The sequence below is a fragment of the Parahaliea aestuarii genome, from assembly GCF_008064635.1.
Classification (GTDB): Bacteria; Pseudomonadota; Gammaproteobacteria; order Pseudomonadales; family Halieaceae; genus Parahaliea; species Parahaliea aestuarii.
In genome coordinates this window covers 41813-63868 of record NZ_VRYZ01000002.1, presented here as the reverse complement: position 1 = coordinate 63868, position 22056 = coordinate 41813, and the positions used below count along the sequence as shown (strand labels likewise).

The window sequence follows — 22056 nt, the reverse complement described above, 5'->3', positions numbered from 1 at the left end:
GCGGCGGGGTTGAGCTGATTGGTTGCGGGTGTAACAATCAGCGCCCCAACACCACTGGAGCAAGACCATGCCCGGAACCTCACGTCACCTGCTGGGTGCCCTCTGCCTCGCCGCTGTCGCCGGCCAGGCGGTAGCGGAAGTGCCCGCCCTGTCTGTCGATACCATGAAGAACATCACCCGCGAACTGTCTTCCGACGCCTTCGAGGGACGAGCGCCAGGGTCCGCCGGTGAAGAGAAAACCGTTGCCCTGTTGACCAAAGAGTTCAAGGCCGCCGGCCTTAAGCCCGGCAATGGCGACAGCTGGGTGCAGGATGTGCCACTGGTACAGATCACCGCGGAAAATGTCAGCGATTTGAAAGTGACCGGTGGGGAGGATGAATTCAGCTTTGCCTACGGTTCCGACATGGTGGTAGGCACCTACCGGGTGACGCCGGAAATAGAGGTCAAGGACAGTGAGATCGTTTTCGTCGGCTACGGCATCAACGCTCCGGAGAAGGGCTGGAACGACTACGCTGGCCTCGATGTAAAGGGCAAGACAGTGATGATCCTGGTCAATGACCCGGACTACGAAACCGAAGGGCTCAATGGCCCCTTCAACGGTCGCGCCATGACCTACTACGGCCGCTGGACCTACAAGTACGAAGAAGCCGCCCGCCAGGGCGCCGCCGCGGCACTGATCGTGCACGACACCGTGCCGGCCGCCTACGGCTGGAACGTGGTGGAGTCCTCCTGGAGCGGTCCCCAGCACGTGGCGGACGCCGACAACGGCCACATGGATACCGCCAAGGTCAATGGCTGGGTCCAGAACGAGGTGGCGCGCAAGATATTGGCCAGTGCCGGTCAGGACCTGGACCAACTGACCGCCGCGGCCAAGAAGCCGGGGTTCAAGGGGGTAGAGCTGGGCCTGAAGGCCTCGGTCAGCTTCGACAACGAGATCGAAAAACAGTCCTCCAGAAACGTGGTCGGCCTGCTGCCCGGCAGCGAGCGCCCGGACGAGGTCGTGCTCTACACCGCGCACTGGGATCACCTGGGCCGCTGCGGCGCCGATGAAAGCGGCGATGATATCTGCAATGGCGCCATCGACAACGCCACTGGCACAGCGGCCCTGGTCGCCCTGGCGCAGGCTCACGTCAAGGCGGGTGCGCCGGAGCGCAGTATCCTGTTCCTGGCCGTCACCGCGGAGGAGTCCGGCCTGCTGGGTTCCGAGTCCTACGCGGCCAACCCGATTTTCCCCGTGAACAAGACGGTTGGCGGTGTGAACATGGACGCCTTCGCCATGACCGGCCCGGCAAAGGATGTGATCGTCGTCGGCAAGGGCAAGTCGGAACTCGATGACTACCTGGAGCGCGCCCTGCAAGCCCAGGGTCGTACCGCCACCACAGAGCCGACCCCGGAGAAGGGCTACTACTACCGCTCGGATCACTTCAGCCTGGCCAAGCGCGGCGTGCCGATGATCTACTTCGACGGTGGCGAGAATCTGGTTGAGGGCGGCACTGCTGCCGGCCGAGCCGCGGCCGAGGATTACACCAAAAACCGCTACCACGGTCCCCAGGATGAGTTCGACGAGAACTGGGACTGGAGCGGTGTGATGCAGGACCTCAAGCTCTACTACAGCATCGGCCGGGAAATGGCTGACTCCAACGAATGGCCCAACTGGGTGGAGGGCGACGAGTTTCGCGCTATCCGCGACGAGAGCCGGGCCGCGGCCAAGTAACGCCTCTGCACTGCACTTCTCGCTCCCGCCCGTCTGGGCGGGAGCGGCTACAGCCGGGAGGCCCGGCTGTAACACTTCCCCGCAATCCCCCCTTCACAAGCACTTCCGGCGAGCCTGGTTCAACTATCTGGCAGAGTCGTCCCGGGAGCCTGGTGTACGCTGCTCATCCAAATGCAGGAAGCCACTGGCACCTCCAGCTTCTATGCTCAGAATCCAGTTCCCGGCGATGCATCCGCGCGCTGGAGATAACGTTAACAGGAGTACTTCATGCAGCAGTTCGACAACAAAATCGCCCTGGTGACCGGTGCCGGCAGCGGTATCGGTGCCGCCGTGGCAAAGGCGCTGGCAGCGAGCGGCGCTCGAGTGGCGGCCGTGGATGTCACGCCGGGCGGCCAGGTGACTGTGGACACCATCAAGGCCAGCGGTGGCGAGGCGATTTTCCTGCAGTGCGATATCCAGGACAGCGCCGCGGTGGCGGATGCCGTGGCAAAAACCGTGGCGCAGTTTGGCGGGCTCGACATCGCCGTGAACAACGCTGGCGTGGACCCGGAAGTGGCGCCGGAGGCCGATTGGGACGAGACGGCGATGGAGCGAATTCTGTCCATCAATATCAAGGGGCTGTTCCTGTGCATGAAGCACGAAATTGCCCATATGGTGGGGCAGGGCAGTGGCGCCATCGTCAACCTGGCATCGGCCGCCGGTGTGGTCGGTGTCGCCAACAAACCGGCCTACACCGCCAGCAAGCACGCAGTGGTCGGATTGACGAAGGCCTCGGCCCTGCAATACGCCGCGCGCGGCATTCGTATCAACGCGGTATGCCCGGGCGCAGTGGATACGCCGATGCTGGATCACAACCTGCCGCCGGGTGTGGACAAATCCCTTATCGCGGCCAACCACCCCATCAACCGGCTGGCCAGCCCCGAGGAGATTACCCAGGCCATTCTCTGGCTCTGCTCCGAAAGTGCGAGCTATGTGGTAGGACATTCGCTGACTGTCGACGGCGGACTGACGGTTCAATAGGGGGACGCCATGAACGATCTGGATTTCAGCGGCAAAATTGTTGTGGTCACCGGCGGCGGCGCCGGTATCGGCCGCGCCATTGCCGAGGCCTTTGCCCGGCGCGGTGCAACCCTGGCGGTGGCGGAAATCGACCCGGCGCGCTGCGACGATACTGCTCAGGCTCTGGGTGAGACGGCGCTGGTAAAGTGCTGCGATGTGACCCGCCGCACCGATGTCGATGCGTTTATCGGCGAGGTGGGCGAGCGCTTCGGGGGCATCGACGTATTGGTGAATAACGTGGGTGATTTCCTCGGAGTGATCAAACCCTTCGAGTTTTGTGAGGACGAGGAACTGGACCGGCTCTACCAGTGCAACCTGAACTCCATCTTCATGGTGACCCGCGCCGCGATTCCACTGCTGCGCGCGAGGGGGGAGGGCGGCAGTATCCTGGCGATCTCTTCCATCGAGGCCTTCCGCGGCATTCCCAACTGCGTGGCCTACAGTGCCTTCAAACACGCCATTACCGGCTTTGTCCGCAGCCTGGCCCTGGAGCTGGCGCCGGCGGGAATCCGGGTTAATGCGATTGCCCCGGAAACCACCGAAACTGCCCAGGTCCGACCCTCGGAACTCATTGCGGGGGAACACCAGGAGCACACCCGGCGCTGGATTCCGCTGGGGCGTTTCGGACAACCCGAAGATGCCGCCGGCTGCGCCCTGTTCCTCGCCTCAGCGCTTTCAGGCTGGGTAACCGGCACCAGCATCAACCTCGACGGCGGTGCGCTGGCGGCGGCCGGCTGGTATCGCGACCCGAACGACCTGTGGACCAACGTGCCGGTGGTGACGGGGAACGGCTTTAATTTTTAGGCAAATAACCTGCACTCATTCCCGGGCAGGGGGCGCCCTCGCTCACATTCCAAATGGAATATGTTACGGCGCCAGTACCTTGCCGGGATTGAGAATGCCCACCGGATCCAGGGCGGATTTAAGTGTGCGCATCAACGCCAGTTCTTCGGCATTGCGCGATACACCCAGCCAGGGCCGCTTCTCCAGCCCGATGCCGTGCTCCGCTGAGACCGAGCCCCGGAATGCGGCCAGGGGTTCGTAAACCAGGCTTTCCACCGTCTGTCGCCACTGTTCGCCTTCGGCCTCCGGCACCTGAACGGCCAGGTGCAGATTGCCGTCGCCAAGGTGGCCGAAAACCAGCAGGTGGTGGTCCGGTACTTTTTCTTCCAGGCTGTCGCGCAGTCCAGCAATGTAATTTTCCATTTCTGCCAACGGCAGGGAGATATCGAAAATAAAGGGATAGCCGCCGCGGAATACCTGGGCGACATCATCCCGCAGGGACCAGAAGCGATCGCAGTCCGCCTCGGACTGTGAGAGCGCACCGTCGACCACCAGTCCCTCCGCCATGACCGTTTCCAGCGCGGCGGCAAAGCGCCCGCTGTCGCCGTCAGGGTCGGCCCCCTGGCCTTCCAGCAGTACATAGAAGGGATAGTCCTGGGCGATGGGCGGGCGACCTTCCGCCGGTGCTGTTGTTACCAGTTGGTAGAAGTCCTGCCACATGACCTCGAAGGCCGACAGGGTGCCACCGAGATCCCGGTCCATGCGTTTCAACAGGGCTGTCACGCTGGCAAAATCGGGCAGGCCGAGCAGGGCCATATTGCGGGTGGTCGGCGCTTCCCACAGGCGCAGGTTGAGCCGCGTAATCACTCCAAGGGTGCCCTCAGAGCCGATAAACAACTGCTTGAGGTCGTAGGCTGCGTTGTTCTTGATCAGCTTATTCATGGACGACACGATAGTGCCGTCGGCCAGCACAGCTTCCAGCCCCAGTACCATATTGCGCATCATGCCGTAGCGGATTACCCGGTTGCCCCCCGCATTGGTGGCAGCATTGCCGCCGAGGGTGGCCGAGCCGCGGGCGCCGAGGTCAAGGGGGAAGATAAGCTGGTGCTGCTCCAGGGTTTCCTGCAAAACCTGCAGTATCACGCCAGCCTGCACCGTGGCACAGCGCTGGCGCGAGTCAATGGACTCGATGGCGTTCATGCGTTCCAGCGACAGCATGACGACTTCTGCTGAGCCATCGGCGCCGTGTACCAGCCCGGTGAGGCCGCCGCAGGGTACAACACCAATCCTGTGCTGGTGACACCAGCGCAAGACGGAGGCCACTTCGTCAGTGGTGCGCGGGCGGGCGAGGGCGGCGCCTTGCAGGGCATCCTGGCGCAGGGCGCCGGCGGAGCGCGTGGACAGCTCGGTGGCGTCCAGCACGCCGCTGTCGCCGATCAGTTGTCGAAGAGTCGCGACGATGTCCATGGGTAGATTCCTGTTACTGTTCTACGTTCAGCAGAGCCAATTGGGGATGGGGTAAGATTACTCTACTGCCGCGCTCTATACTGTATTTTGCCGCTGCTAAAGAAAAGCCGAAGCGAAGCCTGCGGCCTTGCTACACCGATACCGAATGCACCCATAAAAAGGAATGTGTCATGAATGGCGCCGAAAGCCTGATCCAGACCCTGGTCGATAGCGGGGTCGAGGTCTGTTTCACCAACCCCGGGACCTCGGAGATGCACTTTGTTGCGGCCCTGGATGAAGTAGAGGGGATGCGTTGCGTGCTGTGCCTGTTCGAGGGGGTGGTCAGCGGAGCGGCCCTGGGCTATGCGGCAATGGCGGAGAAACCAGCCTCGACCCTGCTACACCTGGGCCCCGGGCTCGGCAACGCGCTGGCCAATCTGCACAATGCGAGAAAAGGCAACCTGCCGATCGTCAATATCGTCGGTGACCACGCCACCTACCACCTGCAGTACGACGCCCCCCTGACCTCCGATATCACCGGCATAGCAGGCCCGGTGTCGCACTGGGTACACAGCTCAGCGGCCCCCGCCGACATCGCGCGCGACGCCGCGGAAGCAGTACAACAGGCCGGTATCGGTCAGATCGCCACTCTGGTACTACCCGCGGATGTCTCCTGGAGCGACAATCCCAGCGGGGCTGCAGCAGCGACCAGGAAAGTGCAGCCGGCACCGGTGGCGGCAGACAAACTGCACAAGGCGGTGGAGATTCTGCGGGACGATCGACCGACGGTGATCATGGTAGGCGGGCGCAATGTGAGCGAGGCGCAGGGCGTGAAGCTGGCCAGGCTGGCGGCCGCAACCGGTGCCAGGCTCCTGACCGAGACCTTCCCTGTCCGGATTCGCCGCGGAGCCGGCACAGCAGTCATCGACCGCTTGCCCTACCTGGCGGAGCTGGCCATCGACACCCTCAAAGGTACCGAACGATTGATCCTGCTTGGCTGCGCCAGTCCGGTGTCTTTCTTTGCCTACCCGAACGTGCCAAGCGTGCTGGAACCGGAGGGTTGTGATGTCTACCCGCTGGCCGGTCCCAACGACGATATCGACGGTGCTCTGGATTCGCTGCTGCAGGCTTTCGCCGCCGGTTCCGAAGTCGTTCCACTACGTGAGCTGCAGGTACCGCCTGCGCCCAGCGGCCCTCTGGATGCCAATAGTGCGGCCCAGGCCCTGGCCCACTACCTGCCGGAAAATGCCATCGTCGTGGACGAGGGGATTACTTCAGCCCTGGCCTGCTTTCCCTTCACCAGTGCTGCCCGTGCACACGACTGGATCAACCTCGCCGGCGGGTCCATCGGCTTTGGCCTGCCCGCTGCAGTAGGCGCAGCTATCGCCTGTCCGGAGCGCAAGGTGATATGCCTGGAAGGTGACGGGAGCGCCATGTACACCATCCAGTCCCTGTGGACTATGGCGCGGGAAAGCCTCGACGTCATCGTACTGCTGTTCAACAACCGCAAGTACTCCATCCTGGAACTGGAATTCGCCCGCACCGGCGCCCGCGGCGGCAAGCCGGGCCCGAAGGCCGCCAGTTCACTCGATATCGGCAATCCGGACATGGACTTTGCCAGCATCGCGCAGGGCATGGGTGTTCCCGCAGTGGTCGCCAACACCGCCGAGGACTTGAATGCCGCCCTTGCCCGGGGCGTGGCGGAGGCTGGCCCCCTGTTGATAGACGCCCGGGTGCCACCGCTGCAGTTCTAGAGATAGCGGCCAGCCCGCCTGCACTGCAAAGCAAGTTGCGCAAAACGCTCGCCGCCATTGATTACCGCCCAGCACCGGAGAATCCGATGAGTATTTTTAATGTTGTACCCGTGACCGCGGAGGATCACCGTCGCCGCGCACGCCGACGCCTTCCGCGCTTCCTGTTTGACTATCTGGATGGGGCGGCCAATGACGAACTGACAATGGGTCATAACTCCGCCGGGTTTGCATCCCTGCAATTGAAGCAGCGCGTAATGCGCGATGTGTCGTCGGTCAGCACTACCTGCAACCTCCTCGGGTTCGCGGCGCAATCGCCGCTGGTGCTGGCGCCGATCGGTATGGCCGGCATGTACGCCCGTCGCGGCGAGGTGCTTGCGGCACGCGCTGCCATCCGGCAGCAGGTTCCGTTTACCCTGTCGACCGTCGGTATTTGTTCGGTGGAAGAGGTACACAGCGCCACCCAGGCACCGTTCTGGTTTCAACTCTATATGCTGCGCGACAGGGAGTTTGTCCAGCGCCTTCTGGGCCGGGCACGCGCCGCCGGGTGCAGCGCATTGGTGTTTACCGTCGACCTGCCTGTGCCGGGAGTGCGGCTGCGGGACTTCCGCAACGGTATGTTGGGAGGAGGGATGGCCGGGCGCCTGAGCAAACTCGTCCAGCTTGCCACCAGCCCGGTCTGGGCCTGGGACGTGGGTATCAGCGGCAAGCCCCACAACTTCGGCAATATCGCGGAAAAGATCGCTGACCCGGATGATCTCGACCTGTACAAGGCATTCATCGATTCGCAGTTTGATCCCTGTTGTACCTGGGATGACCTGCGCTGGTTGCGCGATCAGTGGCAGGGAAAGTTACTGGTAAAAGGCATTCTGGAGCCGGACGATGCGCGCGCCGCTGTGGACGCCGGTGCCGATGCGGTGCTGGTTTCCAATCACGGCGGCCGCCAGCTGGACTCTGTGTCTTCGTCCATCGGCAAATTGCCGGGCGTGGTCAACGCCGTAGGCAAGCAGGTGGATGTTTACCTTGACGGTGGCGTACGCAATGGCATCGATGCCCTCAAGGCACTCTGTCTGGGTGCACGCGCTGTTTTTCTCGGTCGCGCCTGGGTCTACGCACTGGCCAGCAAGGGACAGCCGGGGGTGGAACAACTGCTCGGGCTGATACAGAAGGAAATGGCCACCGGGATGGCGCTGATGGGCGTGAACAGCCTGGATGCCTTGGGGCCGCACCTGATTGAGAGCAGGTAAGCGGCCCGTGTAAACGAGACGGCCACCAGCCGGTGTCACGCAGTGATCCCGGCTGCTGGTGACCATCAACTATCGGCGTACAATCTCTTCCAGCGGTTTGCGCTGGCGCGGCGCCTCGTCGCGCTCGATGTAGCCGGCGGGCAGATCGGGATTGCTGCCGGCATAGCCAATTGCCAGTGCCGTGAGCGCCTCCTGGGTGTTGGTCAGTTTGAAGTCCGCATGGGCTTTTTCCGGCTCGATGCCGATCATCTGGTGGACCACCAGGCCGCGGGCGGTGGCTTCCAGGGTGAGGAAGGCCGAGGCGGCGCCCAGGTCGTGGGCGGCGGCCTTGTTCGGTTTTCCGTTGTGCTCGAAGGCGGTCTCCATCACACCCAGTGCCAGTACCGGCGCATGCCGGGCCCAGGGCTGGTTGCCCTCTACCAGCACCTCGAAGATGGCCTGCCACATTGCCGGGTTTTCCTCCTTCACTCCGACGATGTAACGCCAGGGCTGGGCATTGTAGGAAGACATGGCCCAGCGGGCCGCTTCGAACAGGGCCTCGATGTCGGCCGGCCTGACAGAGCGTTCAGTATCGAACTGATAGGGGCTGCGACGCTGGCGGAACAGGGAATGTATCTCGATCATTGAAGTCTCCTTTCGGCAAGTGCTGGTCAATGCGTCATCCCGGCAGGCAGGATTCTCTTGCATAGCCTTTAGTCTGCGCCGCATAAGCGGGCGAATAAATCGTAAAAACTTCGACATACCATTCGAATTATCCGAATGTTGTGCAAGCCTATGCCCCTGTTTCCCCCGCCTCGGCCAGCACACCCCGCAGATAGATCAGGGCATTGGTCCTCAGCATGTCTTCGATCCGGTTTTCGCGGCGGACCTCAGTGAAGGCCCGGTGGTTCTGTAGCAAGCTGAGGCCGTGGGCCATGGACCAGAATGCCAGCGCGATATCCTCCGGTGAGCGGTGCTGGATATGGTGAATTCGGCACCAATCCGCCAGTGCGGCGATGAAGGAGTGCAGGCCCCGCACCCGGCGGGCAAAACACTCCGGGGTCGTCAACTCCGCTTCAAGGCTGCCCCACATCAGCTCGTAGAAGGGTTGGTGGCGTTGCAGAAAGTCGAGATAGGTCATGCCGAGGGCGACCAGGCAGTCTTCGGTACCGGGCTCGTACAGCGCGGCGGCTGCTTCCACTTCGGTGTTGAGTGCATAGAAGGCGAGATCCGTCACCGCATTGAGCAGGTCGCTCCGGTCGCGGAAGTGGCGATACGGCGCGGCGCTGCTGACCCCGAGCCGGCGGGCGGCGGCGACCATGGAGAAGCCCATCAGGCCGTCTTCCTCGATCAACTCAGCCGCGGCGACAATCAGGGATTTGTAGAGATCGCCGTGATGGTAGGGGGCGCTGTCTGCTGTGCTGCTGGCCACGAGACGAATTCCGCTGTGCAAAGTCACCAGTGTGTCCCAGGCCGCGGGCATGCGCAATTGCCGTTTGTCCCGGCTGCGCGTGGCTGCAGTAAATGCTAGTGTTAGCGCCCCTCCGCGGCGCTCGACCGGCGCGGACGTGATCGAAGCAGCAGGAAGCTATCAGGCATGACACAACACAGTTACCGTCTCGTGGGCATCTGCCCGGACCAGGTGGGTATTGTCGCCCGCATCGCCGGTTTTATCGCCGCTCATGGCGGCTCCATCGTCGGCGCCAGCCAGTACGAGGACACCGAAACCCGCATGTTCTACATGCGCTACGTGGTCGATGCCGACAGCCTGGCGATGGAAGCAGACGCCTTCCGCGCCGCCTTTGAACCGGTGGCGCGGGAACTGCAGATGGAGTGGCGCCTGACTGAATCCCAGCGCCCGCAACGGGTGGTGCTGATGGTGAGCCGGCAGGATCATTGCCTGGCAGATTTACTGCACCTGTGGCGCAGCGGCGATATGCCTTTCAACCCCGTATGCGTCATCTCCAACCACGAGGATCTGCGCCCTCTGGTGGAGTGGCACGGGGTACCTTTTCACTGCGTTCCGGTACCACCGGACACAGAGGGCAAAGAGGCCGCTTTCGAGGCCACCTCGGCACTGATACGCGCCGCCCGGCCGGACACCATTGTGCTGGCGCGCTATATGCAGATTCTCCCGCCCTGGCTTTGCGGGGAATATGCCGGGCGAATCATTAACATCCACCACAGCTTCCTGCCGTCCTTCGCCGGCGCAAGGCCCTATCACCAGGCCTTCCAGCGCGGGGTCAAACTCACCGGGGCCACCTGTCACTACGTAACCGAGGAACTGGATGCGGGTCCGATCATCGAGCAGGACGTGATCCGCATCCGCCATCACGACACCATCGACGACCTGGTGCGCCTGGGCAAGGATGTGGAGAAGACCGTTCTCGCCCGCGGACTACGCTATCACCTGGAAGACAGGGTGCTGGTGCAGGGCAACAAGACGGTGGTGTTTTCCTGAACCGTCCCGGGTTTGCGGGCCAGCGAGATCTGCTGGAGGAGTGAAGCGGGGAACCCCGGCGGGGCTCCCCGGAAAGGTGCAATCAATCGGTACAGCGAGATACCGCTATAGCACCGGCGCTGGTATCCGAGGTGGTGATCTCGGCACTGTTGACAATGGGGCCGTCACAGCTGTCGACTTCCGCCTGGAAGGTAAAGGTGGCGCTGCCACCTTCGGTGGTTACCACTTCGAGATCAGTACCCACTGCCGGAGCAGTACCGGTCCCTTCGAACCAGTAGGTACTGCCGATGGTGCCGTCGAAGTTCTCGGCGCCGACAGTGGCTCCGGCGGTATCGCCCAGCTGGCCGTAGGTGAACCAGATGTTGCCGGAACTGCCGTTCTGGACCCAGATCTGGAAGCTGTAGCGCTGGCTGGCGTCCCCGAAGGCCGGGATATTTTCCCATTCGTACACCGTGAACGTGGTAGAGCCGGCGGAAAGAACACCAACTCGCCACTCGGCACCATCACCATCTACCCCCATATTGAGGTCGGTCCAGAACGGCGCCAACAAGTTGTTGGGCACTGTGCTGTCGGGAAACAACTGATTGGCGAAAGAGGAGGCCACACCGCTGCTGACGCCCACTTCCAGGGTGCCATTAACCGACCAGATCACCTGATTGTAGGTTTCGCCGTTGTAGGTGAACGCAGGTACGTCGACAACGAACGCACCGTCGTCGCAGTTACTGGGGCAGCCGAATGGCGCGATACCGAACGCCGACAGGGGTAGGTAGCCCGCTGGCGAAGTGGTAGAAGCCGCAACATTCAGGCTGCCAGGTGCCAGCGTGCCGCTCCAGGATCCCATACCGCCATTGACACTGAAGGGCGCGATAGTGGTGCCATCTACGATGACTTCTGTCTCCGAGCCGGCAATGGCGCTGACCCCCGGGGGCAGGGAGTCGCTGAGGTCGATTTGCCCGCTCAGCTGACCATTGACGATCTCGATGGTGTAGGTCAGGACATCGCCGGGCGCAGCGGTATCACTATCCACCGTTTTCGAGAACACGCCCGGGGCAGACGTCGTGACCGCCTGGGCGGCAATCGGCAGGTGCAGGTCCGGTCCGTCGCCGCGGCGCTGCAGGTCGATCTGGCCGAACTGCCAGCCACTGGCCAGGCGCGTGTCGGCGCTGACCTGTATCGAAGCGCTTTGTCCGGACTTCAGCTTGAGGCGGGAGGGTTCAACGCTGAACTGTGCGTCACCCAGGCTGCTGGCGGCGACATCCACATGCACCGTATTGCGCGCGGTGTTGGTGAAGGTGCGGGTCCAGCTACAGCCGCCCAGGCAGGCGCCATCCTGCATGCTGGGAATGTTAAGGGTGCGAGGGTCTCCCCCCAGGTCAGGATTCGCGGCCACAAAGTTCTCGGTGGTTTCGTCCAGCACCAGGTCGACCTCGGTCGCGCGGCTCAGGTCGACCCGGCCGGCGCCCATGTCAAAGGCATCCGCCGGCGTGACGCCGTCCTCCTTGCGAATCCCGCTGTTCAGGCTGGTCATCATGATGGCGGATTTCACCATGTGCGGCGTCCAGTCCGGGCGGGCGCCCGACACTATCGCCCCCGCACCGGCGTGGTGGGGAGAAGACATCGAGGTACCGCTGATAAAGCCGAACTCGGCAGGGGATCCCCCGCTGGTGGTATGGATGGCAGCCAGGATACTGACACCCGGGGCTGTGACATCGGGCTTCAGGATATCGAGATTGTTATTGGGCCCGCGTGAACTGAAACCGGCCATGATGTCGCCATTGGCATCGTCGATGGACAGTTCATACCCGGTGATGGATGCCACTGCTTCGTCGGCGCTATCGAGCCAGGTTTTCAACGCGTCGCCGACATCCACTTCTACATGGATCGCCGGCAGGAAGTGAGCGTCGCCGACCACGCCGTCAAAACTCACGTTGGCCAGCACCATGCCGCCCGCGCCACCGGCCAGCACGTTGGCGCCCTTGTCGACCCGGGCGATCTCGCCGCGGTCACAGATAACGATTTCGCCATTGAAGTGGCCGGGAGGGAAAGGTTCCAGGCACTGTGCGGGATCGGTGTCGTTGGAGCTGCCGTTGGTGGTTGGAAAATCCGCGGCGTATATCAGGGGGGCCGGGCCATAGCCTGAGGTGAAACCCACGGCCGTGATATCGGGGAATCTGCCATTGCCCGCATTGATGCCGACAAGGCTGTTCACCAGTAGCCGGTCATGGCTGCTGGCCGCGGTGGTGGCGATCCACGGTGAGTGGTGGCCGGTGGTGGCGGCTCCCGGCCCTTCGTTCCCGGCGGACGCAGAGACATAGATGCCGGCGGCAGCCGCGTTGAGGAAACCGAGTTCCACGGCGTCGCTGTAGGGGTCTTCTCCGCCGGAAATCGAGTAATTCAGGGCGTGGATGCCGTCGGGTAGTGCCGCAGCGTCCTCGACGACCTGTTCCACAGCCGCCAGCAGGGCTGACCCGGGGCAGGTGTCGATGCAGACGTCATAGGCGATGATATTCGCGTGTGGCGCCACCCCGGAGATGGCGCGGGTCAGGCTGGTGGTCGGTGCGTGCACTGTGGCGTCAGTGAGTACATTGCCCGCCGCGGTACTTGCGGTATGGGAACCGTGGCCGTCACTGTCTTCCGGTGAGGGGTAACTGGGGTCCTCGGGCACGAAGGACCAGGCGCCAATCAACTTGTCATTACAGAAGCCCGGCTCTGAGACATCGCAGTAGCTTCCGGGAATGTAGTTACCACTACCGAGAGGGTTGTCGTGATCGTAGCCATCGCCGCCGATATCCGCGAAGGAGGGGTGGTCGCTGTTGATCCCGGTATCGAGAACAGCGATGACCAGACCTTCACCCTGGTTGTGGGGTACATTGTTGGGCGGCCCCGGCCAGATGGCATCGGCGTTAATCCATTCGGCGCCGGCATCGGTGTTGGGTCGTTCATGGCGCTCGCGGATGACCGCCTTAACGCCGGGCATCCGGGCCATCGCATCGGCTTCTTCCGGCGTCATTTCCACCGCCATGCCGTTGAAGATGACCTGGTAGTCCTTGCGCACGCTGCCTTTGATCCCGGCCTGGGCGCTGAACTTGTCCTGCTTGCCCTTGAGGTACTGGCGGTAGGCTTTGCTGTTCTTGCTGCGCGTATCGAGTTTGTTCTTGCCGGTGGCTTTGTTGCTGGTGGCGGGCAATCCCTTGATACCGCCGTTGTAGGTGGCGACCGGTTCATCCTCAAGCTGCACAAAATAGACACTGCGCCCGCCTTCCGAGCGATATTCCGGCTTGCCCGACTCACTGGTGCTGGGAGCACTGCCAACGATTGTCGGCTGTTCCCCCGATAGTTGCAGATCGCTGGCCCCGGCGCTGGCAGAGGCTATCGTTACGGCGGCTGCAAGCGGCAGTTTTATCCAGGCTTTCGTAGTTCCACTGAAGCTCATATCAGACCCCTTGATGTTCTGACGAGTAAGGTGTGGAGAAATCCGGGACCGGTAAGCACCCCCAACGCCCGAATCGCTCCGGTGAATTGAGGGTAGTTCAGCTTTGTGAATGCGCCAGCCCGGTGGTCAAGGCCGGCCGGAGGGGCCTGCCGCCCCTAGCGCATTACCGTGCCGCCATCCACATGGTAGGCCTGGCCGTTGATCCACTGGCCATCCTCGGACAGCAGCATTGCGACCATTGCGGCAATATCGTCGGGGTGGCCCAGGCGCTGGTGCGGGGTCGCCGCCAGCGCCATCTTTTCGAATTCCGGGGGCAACAGGCCGCTGCTGCGCATTTCATCGGTGATGGTCAGGCCGGGCGACACGCAGTTGGCGCGGATGCCTTTGCGTCCCCAACCGCTGGCGACATGCCGCATCAGCGCATTGATGCCGCTCTTGCTCATGGCGTAGGCCGGGCGGGTGGGTTCGGCGGCCTCGGCGGCGCCGGAGCTGGTATAGACCAGGGCGCCACCGCCGCGTTGCAGCAGCACCGGTAACAGCGCGCGAGTGGCGAGGAAGTGGCCGCGTAAATTGACCACGATGGTGCGATCGAACACCGCCATCGATTCGGACAGCACATCGCTGTCTTCGTGAATAATCTTCAGGTCCGCGGCGTTGATATGGGCGCCGTCCAGCCCGCCCAGCTGGCTCGCGGCCTCGCTGACAACCGCGTTGACCGAAGTCTCGTCGGCTATGTCGAAGGCCAGGGCAAAGGCTGACTGGCCAGCGCCGCGGATGTCTGCGGCCACCGCTTCGGCAGCATCCAGGTTGATATCGGCCAGGCACACACGGGCGCCCTCGGCGGCCACCCGCCGCGCCGTGGAGGCCCCGATGCCGGTACCGGCACCGAGGACGATAACCGCCTTGCCTTGTAGTCGGGTTGCGTAATTCATTGCGCTTGTCCTTGTTATCCATTGGCAGGAGTGCTGACTATGAATTGACAGTACAACGCTTGCCAGTGAGGCGGGCGCGAATACGGGGCTGGTTTGAATAGCTCGCCCGGGAATCCGGGCGAGAGGGAGAAGGAAAGAGCGTCAGATGCGCTCGATGATGACAGCCGGTGCCATGCCGCCGGCGGCGCACATGGTGATCAGGCCGAACTGCTGGTCGCGGCGTTCCAGTTCGTCCAGTACGGTGCCGATCAGGATGGAGCCGGTGGCGCCGATGGGGTGGCCGAGGGCCATGGCGCCACCGTTTACATTCACCTTGTCGCGATCGAGGTCGAGGTCGCGGATGAACTTCTCCGCCACTACGGCGAAGGCCTCGTTGATCTCGAACAGATCGATATCCGACAGGGACATGCCGGCCTTCTTCAGCACTTTTCTCGCCGCGGGTACTGGCGCATTGAGCATCAGCGTCGGGGAATCGCCCATATTGGCCATGGCCACGATGCGGGCCCGGGGCTTCATGCCGTGCGCCCTGGCGTAGTCAGGGGAGGCCAGCAACAGGGCCGCTGCGCCGTCCACCACCCCGGAGGAGTTGCCCGCGTGGTGCACGTGTTTGATCTGCAGGTCGGGATAGACCTGGTTGACCAGCGCGCGGTAGGTGGTGCCAGCTTCGTCCAGCGGGTAATCCGCCATGGGTTCGAAGGCCGCTTTCAGTTCGGACAGGCTTTCCAGTGTGGTGCCGGGGCGTGGGAATTCCTCGCGGTCCAGGGCCAGGCTGCCGTCCGCCTTGTACACCGGGATCAGGCTCTTGCTGAAGTGGCCATTCTCGATGGCGTGGGCGGCGCGACGCTGGGATTCCACCGCCAGTTTGTCGAGGTCTTCCCGGGCGATACCTTCCAGGGTAGCGATGGCGTCGGCGCAAATGCCCTGATGGGGTTGCGGATGCATGCTGCGCAGCACGAGGTTGTCGCTGTCGATAAAGGGCGAACTGCCGCCCATCTGCGCATAGGCGGACATCATCTCGCAGCCGCCGCCGATCACCAGGTCCTCCATGCCGGACATGATCGCGGCCGCGGCCATGTTCACAGCGGTGATGCCTGAGCCGCAGAAGCGATCCAGGGTGACGCCGGAGCAGCGCACATCGTAGCCCGCTTCCAGGGCCGCCATGCGCGCCAGGTCGCCACCCTGCTGGCCGCGCTGGGCACTGGTGCCGAAGATAATGTCCTCGACTTCACTGGTATCGAGTTTATTGCGCTCGGCAAGCGCCTTGAGAACCGTGGCGCCAAGGTGCTGGGGATGTTCATCCGCCAGGGCGCCCTTGCCTTTCTTGCCGATGCCGCGGGGCGTGCGGCAGGCGTCGATAATCCATGCTTCTGGCATTGTCGATCTCCTTTGAATGCGTATTGGCCTAGCGGCCTTTCCATTGTGGCGCGCGTTTTTCGGCGAAGGCGGTGGCGCCCTCGATGGCATCGGCGCTGGTGAAGACCGGCTGGGCGATGACCTGCTGCTGTGCAAACATGTCTTCGCTGTTCCAGTCCTGCGCCTTGTCGACAATTTCCTTGCTGGCCGCCACCGCCAGGGGGCCGTTGGCCGCAATACGTCCGGCCAGCTTCTCGGCGGCTTCCAGGGCCGTGCCGGCGGGAACCACCTCATTGATCAGGCACAGTTCGTAGGCGCGAGTGGCGGAGATGAAATCGCCGGTCAGGGCCAGTTCCTTGGCGATTCTCAGCGGAATCTGCTTGGGCAGTTTCACCAGGCCGCCGGCGCCAGCCACCAGCCCGCGCTTCACTTCGGGAATGCCAAAGCGGCTGTCCTCGGCGGCGACGATCAGGTCACAGCTGATGGCGAGTTCGAAGCCACCGGCCAGGGCGAAACCTTCCACTGCGGCAATCAGCGGCTTTGCCGTGCGGTATTCGCAGAGACCGGCGAAGCCCCGGCCTTCGACGATGGGAACTTCCCCGGACACGAAGGCCTTGAGATCCATCCCGGAACAGAAGGTGTTGGCGGCACCGCTCAGAATGCCGGCGCGCAGTTCGTCATTGGATTCCAGTTCATCGATCGCCGCGGCGATGCCTACCGCAACGGCCCTGTTCACGGCGTTCTTGGCTTCAGGACGATTGATGGTAATGAAAAGTACGCCATTTCTGGCTTCGGTGAGTACAACCTGGTCGCTCACAGCGGGCTCCTTGTCTGCTTTATTGAGTCTGCGGGAACCAGCGATAGTAGCGCAGCGGGGCAGGGGAGCATAGCTATTCGATCTGGCAGGCTGCAGCGCGTTGCCAGCGGTGCTTTACCAGCTTTTGTGGTCGCAGGTCAGGAAGATTGAACCAGCACTCGCCCGGCCACAGGACAGTAGCGCAGGGTCGGCGGGATAATAGGCGATTTCCACAACCATGCGAATTCAGGAGAGCTATCCATGTCAGACACCCTGCAGGCACTCACCGGCGGCACTGCCGTCATCACCGGCGCCGGTTCCGGCATTGGCGAAGGACTGGCGCGGGTCGCAGCTGAAGCGGGCATGCGTGTGGTAGTGGCCGATATTGCCGTCGATCGCGCCGAAGCGGTGGCGGCGGATATTCGCGGGCAGGGTGGCGAAGCGCTGGCGGTGAAGGTCGACGTGGCGGATCCCGCTTCCATCGACGCCCTGGCCGACGCCGCGTTCGACGCCTTTGGCGAGGTGACCCTGCTGGTGAACAACGCCGGCGTTGAGACTCTCGGCTTTACCTGGGAGTTACCCACCGAGCTGTGGGAGAAAACACTGAACATCAATATTCACGGCGCCATTCACGGCGTGCGCGCTTTCGCGCCGCGCATGATCGCCAGCGGCAGGCCCGGCTGGATTGCCAATACCGCCTCTATCGGCGGCCTGGGCATGATGCCGATCCAGACTTCCTACATCCTCAGCAAGCACGCGATGATCTCCTTCAGCGAGTGCCTGTTCCTGGAGATGCAGGTAAAGCAGTCACCGATCAGGGTCTCCGCCATCCTGCCGGGCCCGGTGGCAACCCGCATCTTCGAGGACAGCGGCCAGTCCAGCGATACTGCCAGCGCCGAACACGGTGCGATGATGCACGCCATGCTGCAGGCCGATGGCATGACCGGCCTGGAAGCTGCCCAGGTGATTCTGCCGCAAATTGCTGCCGGCGAATTCTGGGTATCTACTCACCCGGAAATGACCCGGCAGTTTGCTGCGGCGCGGGCCGCTCACCTGTCGGCGCTGGCGATGCCCAGCCTGCCGGAGGAAGTATTGCGCGGTATGGGCCTGGAGCCGTGAATCATTCCGCTCAGTGATTGAAGGCGACCTTGATCGCTCCCCGGGCGCGGTCGCCGGCGATGGCGAAGGCCTCGGCCGCGGCTTCCAGCGGCAAGCGGTGGGTGATCAGGGTCGGCGCAATCAGCGGATTCCTCGCCAGGGTGGCGGCGGCAATTTCCACATCCCGCACCAGGCCCTGACGGGCCTGGGCCATAGAGGTTACAGTGCGCAGTTCCTTCATCATCATCTGCATCGCGGGCATGGTGAGCCCGCCCCAGTAGGTGGCCAGCATGAGGATCGTGGCACCGGGCTTGCAAAGACTGGCAGCCTGCGCCATCGCGGCATCGGTACCGGCACAGTCGATGACCAGGTCAAAATCATCGCTGTCCCCCTCCAGCTTGGCGCCCAGGATTTCGCCGGCGCGCTTCTGCGCGTCGTGGCGGGCGAAGAGGTGGACCTGCTGAGTGACCTGACGGGCAATGGCAACGGCGCACTGGCCAATGGTGCCGCCGCCAATTACGGCCACCCTGTGACGGCTGCTGATGCCGGCAAGACCGATCCCCCGCACCGCCACTGACAGGGGTTCGACCAGGCAGGCGTCCTCAACGCGAATGCCGCCGGGCAGGGGCACCAGGCATTTCGCCGGGACGATTATTTCCTCCGCCATACCGCCGTCGCGACCGACACCCATAACGGCTTCGCTGCCGCGTATGCAAAGATTGTAGTCGCCACGGACACAGCGCTCGCAGTGTCCGCAGTAAACGGTGGGTTCAATCGCCACCGCTGTGCCGTCTTCGGCAATACCGGCAATCTCGTGCCCCAGGGTGAAGGGTATGTCGAAGCCCAGCGCGGTCATGTGCAGGTCGGAACCGCAAATGCCCGCAGAGGCAATGCGCACACGCACACCGTCCCCGCCCGGAGCGGGCACATCGTGGACACAGATTTCGTGGTTGTGGCAGCGCACCGCTTTCATGAGTTTGACCCTCCGTCTGCGATACCCGCTGGTCGCCCGTTATAGTTGCCGGGAATCTGTGCAGATTAACCCCACGGCGGGGTGAACTGGCCATGCCACGGGGGCAGGAGAGTATAAAGTCCGGCGAATGCTGAACAATTTGAACCAGCAATGAGGCTGGCGGAAGGCTGGTTGGACTAGCGGCTGCTGGCCAGGCTGTCGCCAAAGCGCCGCACCCGCTTCCAGGCATTTTCCCGCACCGCTTCGTAGAACAGACTGTAGTCGATAAGGTGGTAGTCTTGGTTCGGATCGTCCCCCAGTTCGGCGAAGGGGCCGCTGTCCTGGGGCGCCACGTGCAACAGGCCGTCGCGGCACTCTGCCCAGGTCCAGTGCTCCAGAGGCTGGGGCAGTGACGTCAGTTTGACTTCGGCGGGGATATTCAGCAGGTCGTGGTACAGGCTGCCGCCGCGCGCCACGTACAGGGCGCCCGGGTGTTCGGAGGCTTCGGCGCGGGGCCCGTTGTGTTGCCAGTTCAGTGGGTTGTTACACAGCAGCGGCTTGCCATCGGACAACTCCGGGCCACCGGGATACCAGTGGGGAACACCGGCGCGGCGCACGCCCCTGTCGCCGTAGGTCGACCAGTGCAGCAGGCAGCCGGTGTCGCCGGCGGACTCGCAGGGCGCGATATGTTGCAGGGTGCGCCCGAAGGTATCCATCGGCACCCAGTATCCCACCACATAGGCGGCCACCATGCGCTTCTGTATCGCCCGGCCATCTACATGCTCGGCCAGCAGGCGCAGTGCGTGGTAGGTGCCCTGGCTGTGGCTGGCGATGAGGAAAGGGCGCCCGTTGTTGTAGTGCAAAAACGCCGCAAACGCGTCGGCGATATCGCGATAGGCCAGTTCCAGCGCGCGCCTGCCGCTGTCGCCGTCGAAGTCCAGGAAACTCGACAGTGCCGCCTGGCGGTAGTGAGGCGCATAGACTTCGCAGCAGAGGTTGAAGGCGCTGGCCTGAGCGCCGAGGATGATATCCACCATCTCCCAGGCACGGGAATCGGTAAACAGCGGGGAATTCCAGCTGTCGGCAGCGATGTACGACGTGGGGTGGATGTAGAAGACATCCGCCGGAGCGGCGTATTCGGCGGATTGCAGTCCGTCCGGTGTCAGGCGGGCAGCGCTGGGCCGGCCGGGAAAGGCCGCCCAGTAGGCGGGGTCGTTATAGTCGGGCGCGCTGGGTAGCTGGTGACTGTCAAAGGGTTCTGGTGGTTCGATATAGGAAGCGAGCAGATCGTCCCCCCATACCTCAACAACCGCCCAGAGGGAGCCGAGCAGCACGGCCCCCGCCGCCGCCAGCGCGGTAAAAAACTTCGCCATAAATTCATGTAAACGACATTAAACAGTAACAAACGCGAGTGTACGCAATCGCGACCTCGCGTTGTGTGAAGGTTTTATGACGACAGGCGCTTTCCGCGCCCGGGGGGCCTATTCTGCGGAAAATTCACCCGCATAGGTTTCGCGCAGGTCGCGTTTGAGGATCTTTCCCGAGGGGTTGCGGGGAAGGTCCACGGCCAGGCGCACGCATTTGGGAACCTTGAAACTGGCCAGGCGTTCGCGGCAGAAGTCGATCACCGCCTGCTCGCTGGCCTGCGCTTCGTCGCCGGCCTTGGCCACCACGACCGCGGCAACCGCCTCCACCCAGCGCGGGTGGGGCAGGGCGATGACCGCCACTTCGGCGACCCAGGGAAGCTGGTAGATGGTTTCTTCGACCTCGCGTCCCGAGACGTTCTCTCCGCCGGTCTTGATCATGTCCTTCTTGCGATCGACGATGGTGAGGTAGCCCTCATCGTCGAGGGTGGCAAGGTCACCGCTGTGGAACCAGCCGCCGGAGAAGGCCTCGGCGGTTTTCTCGGGGTTGCGGAAATACTCCGTCAACAGTTGCGGGGAGCGGTGCACCACCTCGCCAATGTTACCGGGCGGGACATCCCGGCCTTCGTCATCCACCACCCGGGTTTCTACGTGCAGCACCGGCCGCCCGGCGGAGCCGGCCTTGCGCAGTTGGTCCTCCGGTTTGAGGATGGTGGCAACCGGCGCAATCTCGGTCTGCCCGTAGAGGTTCCACAGGCGGATTTGCGGGATACGCTGCTGGATTTCCTTCAGTACCTCCACCGGCATGATGGACGCGCCGTAGTAGCCCTTGCGCAGGGCAGCGAGATCGGTGGCGTCAAAATCCGGGTGGCGGAGCAGGGCAATCCATACGGTTGGCGGCGCAAAGAAGGACGTAATCCCCTCACTTTCCAGCAGTTGCAGGAGATTCGCCGGACTGTTGTCGGCAGTGATGATATTGCGGCCGCCCGTCTGTATCGACGGGCCGAGGAAACAGTCCAGCTGGGCGCAGTGGAACAGGGGGAGGGCGTGTAGCAGTACGTCATCGCCGCACACCTCGGCATCGGCCAGGATGCTGCTGTACTCCCACAGCACCGCCGCGTGACTGAGCACCGCCCCCTTGGGCGCGGACTCTGTGCCGCTGGTGTAAATAATCTGGGCTGGACTGAGACTGTCGACCACCGGCGGTGATTGCAGCGGCACGCTGGCAGCCAGGGTATCGAAAGCCTCCAGACCCGCCGGCGCCGGGCTGTTTGTCACCAACCAGACCAGGCCTTCGATATCGGGGCAAAGGGCAGCCGCCTGCCGGGCTTTTTCCAGTTCGGTATCGCCCACCAGTAACAGGCGCGCGCCGCTGTGACCGAGAATATAGGCGGACTCCTCGGCATTGAGCATGAAGTTGACCGGGACCAGCACAGCGCCGGCAGCGCTAATCGCAAATCGCGCGGCGGCAAAGGCATTGGAATTGCGCGAGAGAATCGCCACGCGATCGCCGGGGCCGATACCGCGTTCGGCCAGGCCGCCCGCCAGGCGCAGGCACAACTGGTAGAACTCGCGATAGGTCCAGTCGCTGTCCAGCTGGCGAATCGCCAGCCGTTCGGGATAGCGTGCCGCACTGCGGCGCAGGATATCGAAAAGAGACTGCTGGTGGAGCGGACTGCTGTGCATGG

At 63.1% G+C, this 22056-nt stretch carries 17 protein-coding genes; 7 read left to right on the top strand and 10 right to left on the bottom strand.

The genetic code is table 11. From position 1 onward, the window contains the following. Positions 1–67: 67 nt before the first annotated feature. The 3 genes from FVW59_RS04545 (at position 68) to FVW59_RS04535 (ending at position 3577) form a co-directional block, all read left to right on the top strand. Positions 68–1714: a M28 family metallopeptidase gene (locus tag FVW59_RS04545; RefSeq protein WP_148063071.1), complete on the top strand. Its 1647-nt coding sequence runs from the start codon at positions 68–70 to the stop codon at positions 1712–1714. 267 nt (positions 1715–1981) lie between these two features. Further along, positions 1982–2734 carry a glucose 1-dehydrogenase gene (locus tag FVW59_RS04540; RefSeq protein WP_148063070.1) on the top strand — a complete coding sequence of 251 codons (753 nt, stop codon included), beginning with the start codon at positions 1982–1984 and terminating at the stop codon, positions 2732–2734. Positions 2735–2743: 9 nt separating this feature from the next. After that, positions 2744–3577 (top strand): SDR family NAD(P)-dependent oxidoreductase, encoded by an 834-nt coding sequence (locus FVW59_RS04535; protein ID WP_148063069.1) that lies wholly within the window; start codon positions 2744–2746, stop codon positions 3575–3577. 63 nt (positions 3578–3640) lie between these two features. Here the strand turns inward: FVW59_RS04535 and FVW59_RS04530 are convergent, their stop codons facing one another. Further along, positions 3641–5023, bottom strand: a complete 1383-nt coding sequence (locus FVW59_RS04530; protein ID WP_148063068.1) for an FAD-binding oxidoreductase — start codon at positions 5021–5023, stop codon at positions 3641–3643. A 170-nt stretch (positions 5024–5193) separates the two neighbouring features. Between FVW59_RS04530 and FVW59_RS04525 the strand changes: the two genes are divergently transcribed. Further along, the gene (locus FVW59_RS04525) at positions 5194–6756 is read left to right on the top strand and encodes an acetolactate synthase large subunit (protein WP_148063067.1); all 1563 of its coding nucleotides are present in this window, start codon (positions 5194–5196) and stop codon (positions 6754–6756) included. An 86-nt stretch (positions 6757–6842) separates the two neighbouring features. Next, positions 6843–8000: an L-lactate dehydrogenase gene (locus tag FVW59_RS04520; RefSeq protein ID WP_148063066.1), complete on the top strand. Its 1158-nt coding sequence runs from the start codon at positions 6843–6845 to the stop codon at positions 7998–8000. 69 nt (positions 8001–8069) lie between these two features. Here the strand turns inward: FVW59_RS04520 and FVW59_RS04515 are convergent, their stop codons facing one another. Both FVW59_RS04515 and FVW59_RS04510 read right to left on the bottom strand, forming a co-directional pair. Beyond that, positions 8070–8624 carry a nitroreductase family protein gene (locus FVW59_RS04515; RefSeq protein WP_187275765.1) on the bottom strand — a complete coding sequence of 185 codons (555 nt, stop codon included), beginning with the start codon at positions 8622–8624 and terminating at the stop codon, positions 8070–8072. Positions 8625–8772: 148 nt separating this feature from the next. Next, entirely contained in the window at positions 8773–9411 is a 639-nt protein-coding gene (locus FVW59_RS04510; protein WP_187275764.1) for a TetR/AcrR family transcriptional regulator, read from the bottom strand. Between the two features lie 165 nt (positions 9412–9576). Here FVW59_RS04510 and purU point away from each other — a divergent pair, with 165 nt between their 5' ends. After that, on the top strand, positions 9577–10440 hold the full coding sequence (gene purU, locus FVW59_RS04505) for a formyltetrahydrofolate deformylase (RefSeq protein WP_148063063.1): 864 nt from the start codon (positions 9577–9579) through the stop codon (positions 10438–10440). Positions 10441–10522: 82 nt separating this feature from the next. Here the strand turns inward: purU and FVW59_RS04500 are convergent, their stop codons facing one another. The 4 genes from FVW59_RS04500 to FVW59_RS04485 all read right to left on the bottom strand — a co-directional run bounded on the left by FVW59_RS04500 (position 10523) and on the right by FVW59_RS04485 (position 16975). Beyond that, a complete protein-coding gene (locus FVW59_RS04500) occupies positions 10523–13873 on the bottom strand; it encodes a S8 family serine peptidase (RefSeq protein ID WP_148063062.1) in 3351 nt (1116 codons plus the stop codon). Positions 13874–14028: 155 nt separating this feature from the next. Then, positions 14029–14805 carry an SDR family NAD(P)-dependent oxidoreductase gene (locus tag FVW59_RS04495; protein ID WP_148063061.1) on the bottom strand — a complete coding sequence of 259 codons (777 nt, stop codon included), beginning with the start codon at positions 14803–14805 and terminating at the stop codon, positions 14029–14031. Positions 14806–14946: 141 nt separating this feature from the next. Beyond that, positions 14947–16179 carry an acetyl-CoA C-acetyltransferase gene (locus FVW59_RS04490; protein ID WP_148063060.1) on the bottom strand — a complete coding sequence of 411 codons (1233 nt, stop codon included), beginning with the start codon at positions 16177–16179 and terminating at the stop codon, positions 14947–14949. Between the two features lie 28 nt (positions 16180–16207). Then, entirely contained in the window at positions 16208–16975 is a 768-nt protein-coding gene (locus tag FVW59_RS04485; RefSeq protein WP_148063059.1) for a crotonase/enoyl-CoA hydratase family protein, read from the bottom strand. Positions 16976–17215: 240 nt separating this feature from the next. Here FVW59_RS04485 and FVW59_RS04480 point away from each other — a divergent pair, with 240 nt between their 5' ends. Continuing rightward, positions 17216–18073 carry an SDR family NAD(P)-dependent oxidoreductase gene (locus FVW59_RS04480; RefSeq protein ID WP_148063058.1) on the top strand — a complete coding sequence of 286 codons (858 nt, stop codon included), beginning with the start codon at positions 17216–17218 and terminating at the stop codon, positions 18071–18073. A gap of 10 nt (positions 18074–18083) precedes the next feature. Here the strand turns inward: FVW59_RS04480 and FVW59_RS04475 are convergent, their stop codons facing one another. The 3 genes from FVW59_RS04475 to FVW59_RS04465 all read right to left on the bottom strand — a co-directional run bounded on the left by FVW59_RS04475 (position 18084) and on the right by FVW59_RS04465 (position 22054). Next, entirely contained in the window at positions 18084–19025 is a 942-nt protein-coding gene (locus tag FVW59_RS04475) for a zinc-dependent alcohol dehydrogenase (protein WP_148063057.1), read from the bottom strand. Positions 19026–19201: 176 nt separating this feature from the next. Continuing rightward, positions 19202–20377 carry a DUF3089 domain-containing protein gene (locus FVW59_RS04470; protein ID WP_148063056.1) on the bottom strand — a complete coding sequence of 392 codons (1176 nt, stop codon included), beginning with the start codon at positions 20375–20377 and terminating at the stop codon, positions 19202–19204. A 108-nt stretch (positions 20378–20485) separates the two neighbouring features. Further along, positions 20486–22054, bottom strand: a complete 1569-nt coding sequence (locus FVW59_RS04465; protein ID WP_148063055.1) for a fatty acyl-CoA synthetase — start codon at positions 22052–22054, stop codon at positions 20486–20488. Positions 22055–22056: the final 2 nt, after the last annotated feature.

Excerpts from the sequence above, each read along its gene's own strand:
- FVW59_RS04545 (WP_148063071.1), top strand. The coding sequence starts at position 68 with ATGCCCGGAACCTCACGTCACCTGCTGGGTGCCCTCTGCCTCGCCGCT.
- FVW59_RS04540 (WP_148063070.1), top strand. The coding sequence starts at position 1,982 with ATGCAGCAGTTCGACAACAAAATCGCCCTGGTGACCGGTGCCGGCAGC.
- FVW59_RS04535 (WP_148063069.1), top strand. The coding sequence starts at position 2,744 with ATGAACGATCTGGATTTCAGCGGCAAAATTGTTGTGGTCACCGGCGGC.
- FVW59_RS04530 (WP_148063068.1), bottom strand. The coding sequence starts at position 5,023 with ATGGACATCGTCGCGACTCTTCGACAACTGATCGGCGACAGCGGCGTG.
- FVW59_RS04525 (WP_148063067.1), top strand. The coding sequence starts at position 5,194 with ATGAATGGCGCCGAAAGCCTGATCCAGACCCTGGTCGATAGCGGGGTC.
- FVW59_RS04520 (WP_148063066.1), top strand. The coding sequence starts at position 6,843 with ATGAGTATTTTTAATGTTGTACCCGTGACCGCGGAGGATCACCGTCGC.
- FVW59_RS04515 (WP_187275765.1), bottom strand. The coding sequence starts at position 8,624 with ATGATCGAGATACATTCCCTGTTCCGCCAGCGTCGCAGCCCCTATCAG.
- purU (WP_148063063.1), top strand. The coding sequence starts at position 9,577 with ATGACACAACACAGTTACCGTCTCGTGGGCATCTGCCCGGACCAGGTG.
- FVW59_RS04500 (WP_148063062.1), bottom strand. The coding sequence starts at position 13,873 with ATGAGCTTCAGTGGAACTACGAAAGCCTGGATAAAACTGCCGCTTGCA.
- FVW59_RS04495 (WP_148063061.1), bottom strand. The coding sequence starts at position 14,805 with ATGAATTACGCAACCCGACTACAAGGCAAGGCGGTTATCGTCCTCGGT.
- FVW59_RS04490 (WP_148063060.1), bottom strand. The coding sequence starts at position 16,179 with ATGCCAGAAGCATGGATTATCGACGCCTGCCGCACGCCCCGCGGCATC.
- FVW59_RS04480 (WP_148063058.1), top strand. The coding sequence starts at position 17,216 with ATGTCAGACACCCTGCAGGCACTCACCGGCGGCACTGCCGTCATCACC.
- FVW59_RS04475 (WP_148063057.1), bottom strand. The coding sequence starts at position 19,025 with ATGAAAGCGGTGCGCTGCCACAACCACGAAATCTGTGTCCACGATGTG.
- FVW59_RS04470 (WP_148063056.1), bottom strand. The coding sequence starts at position 20,377 with ATGGCGAAGTTTTTTACCGCGCTGGCGGCGGCGGGGGCCGTGCTGCTC.
- FVW59_RS04465 (WP_148063055.1), bottom strand. The coding sequence starts at position 22,054 with ATGCACAGCAGTCCGCTCCACCAGCAGTCTCTTTTCGATATCCTGCGC.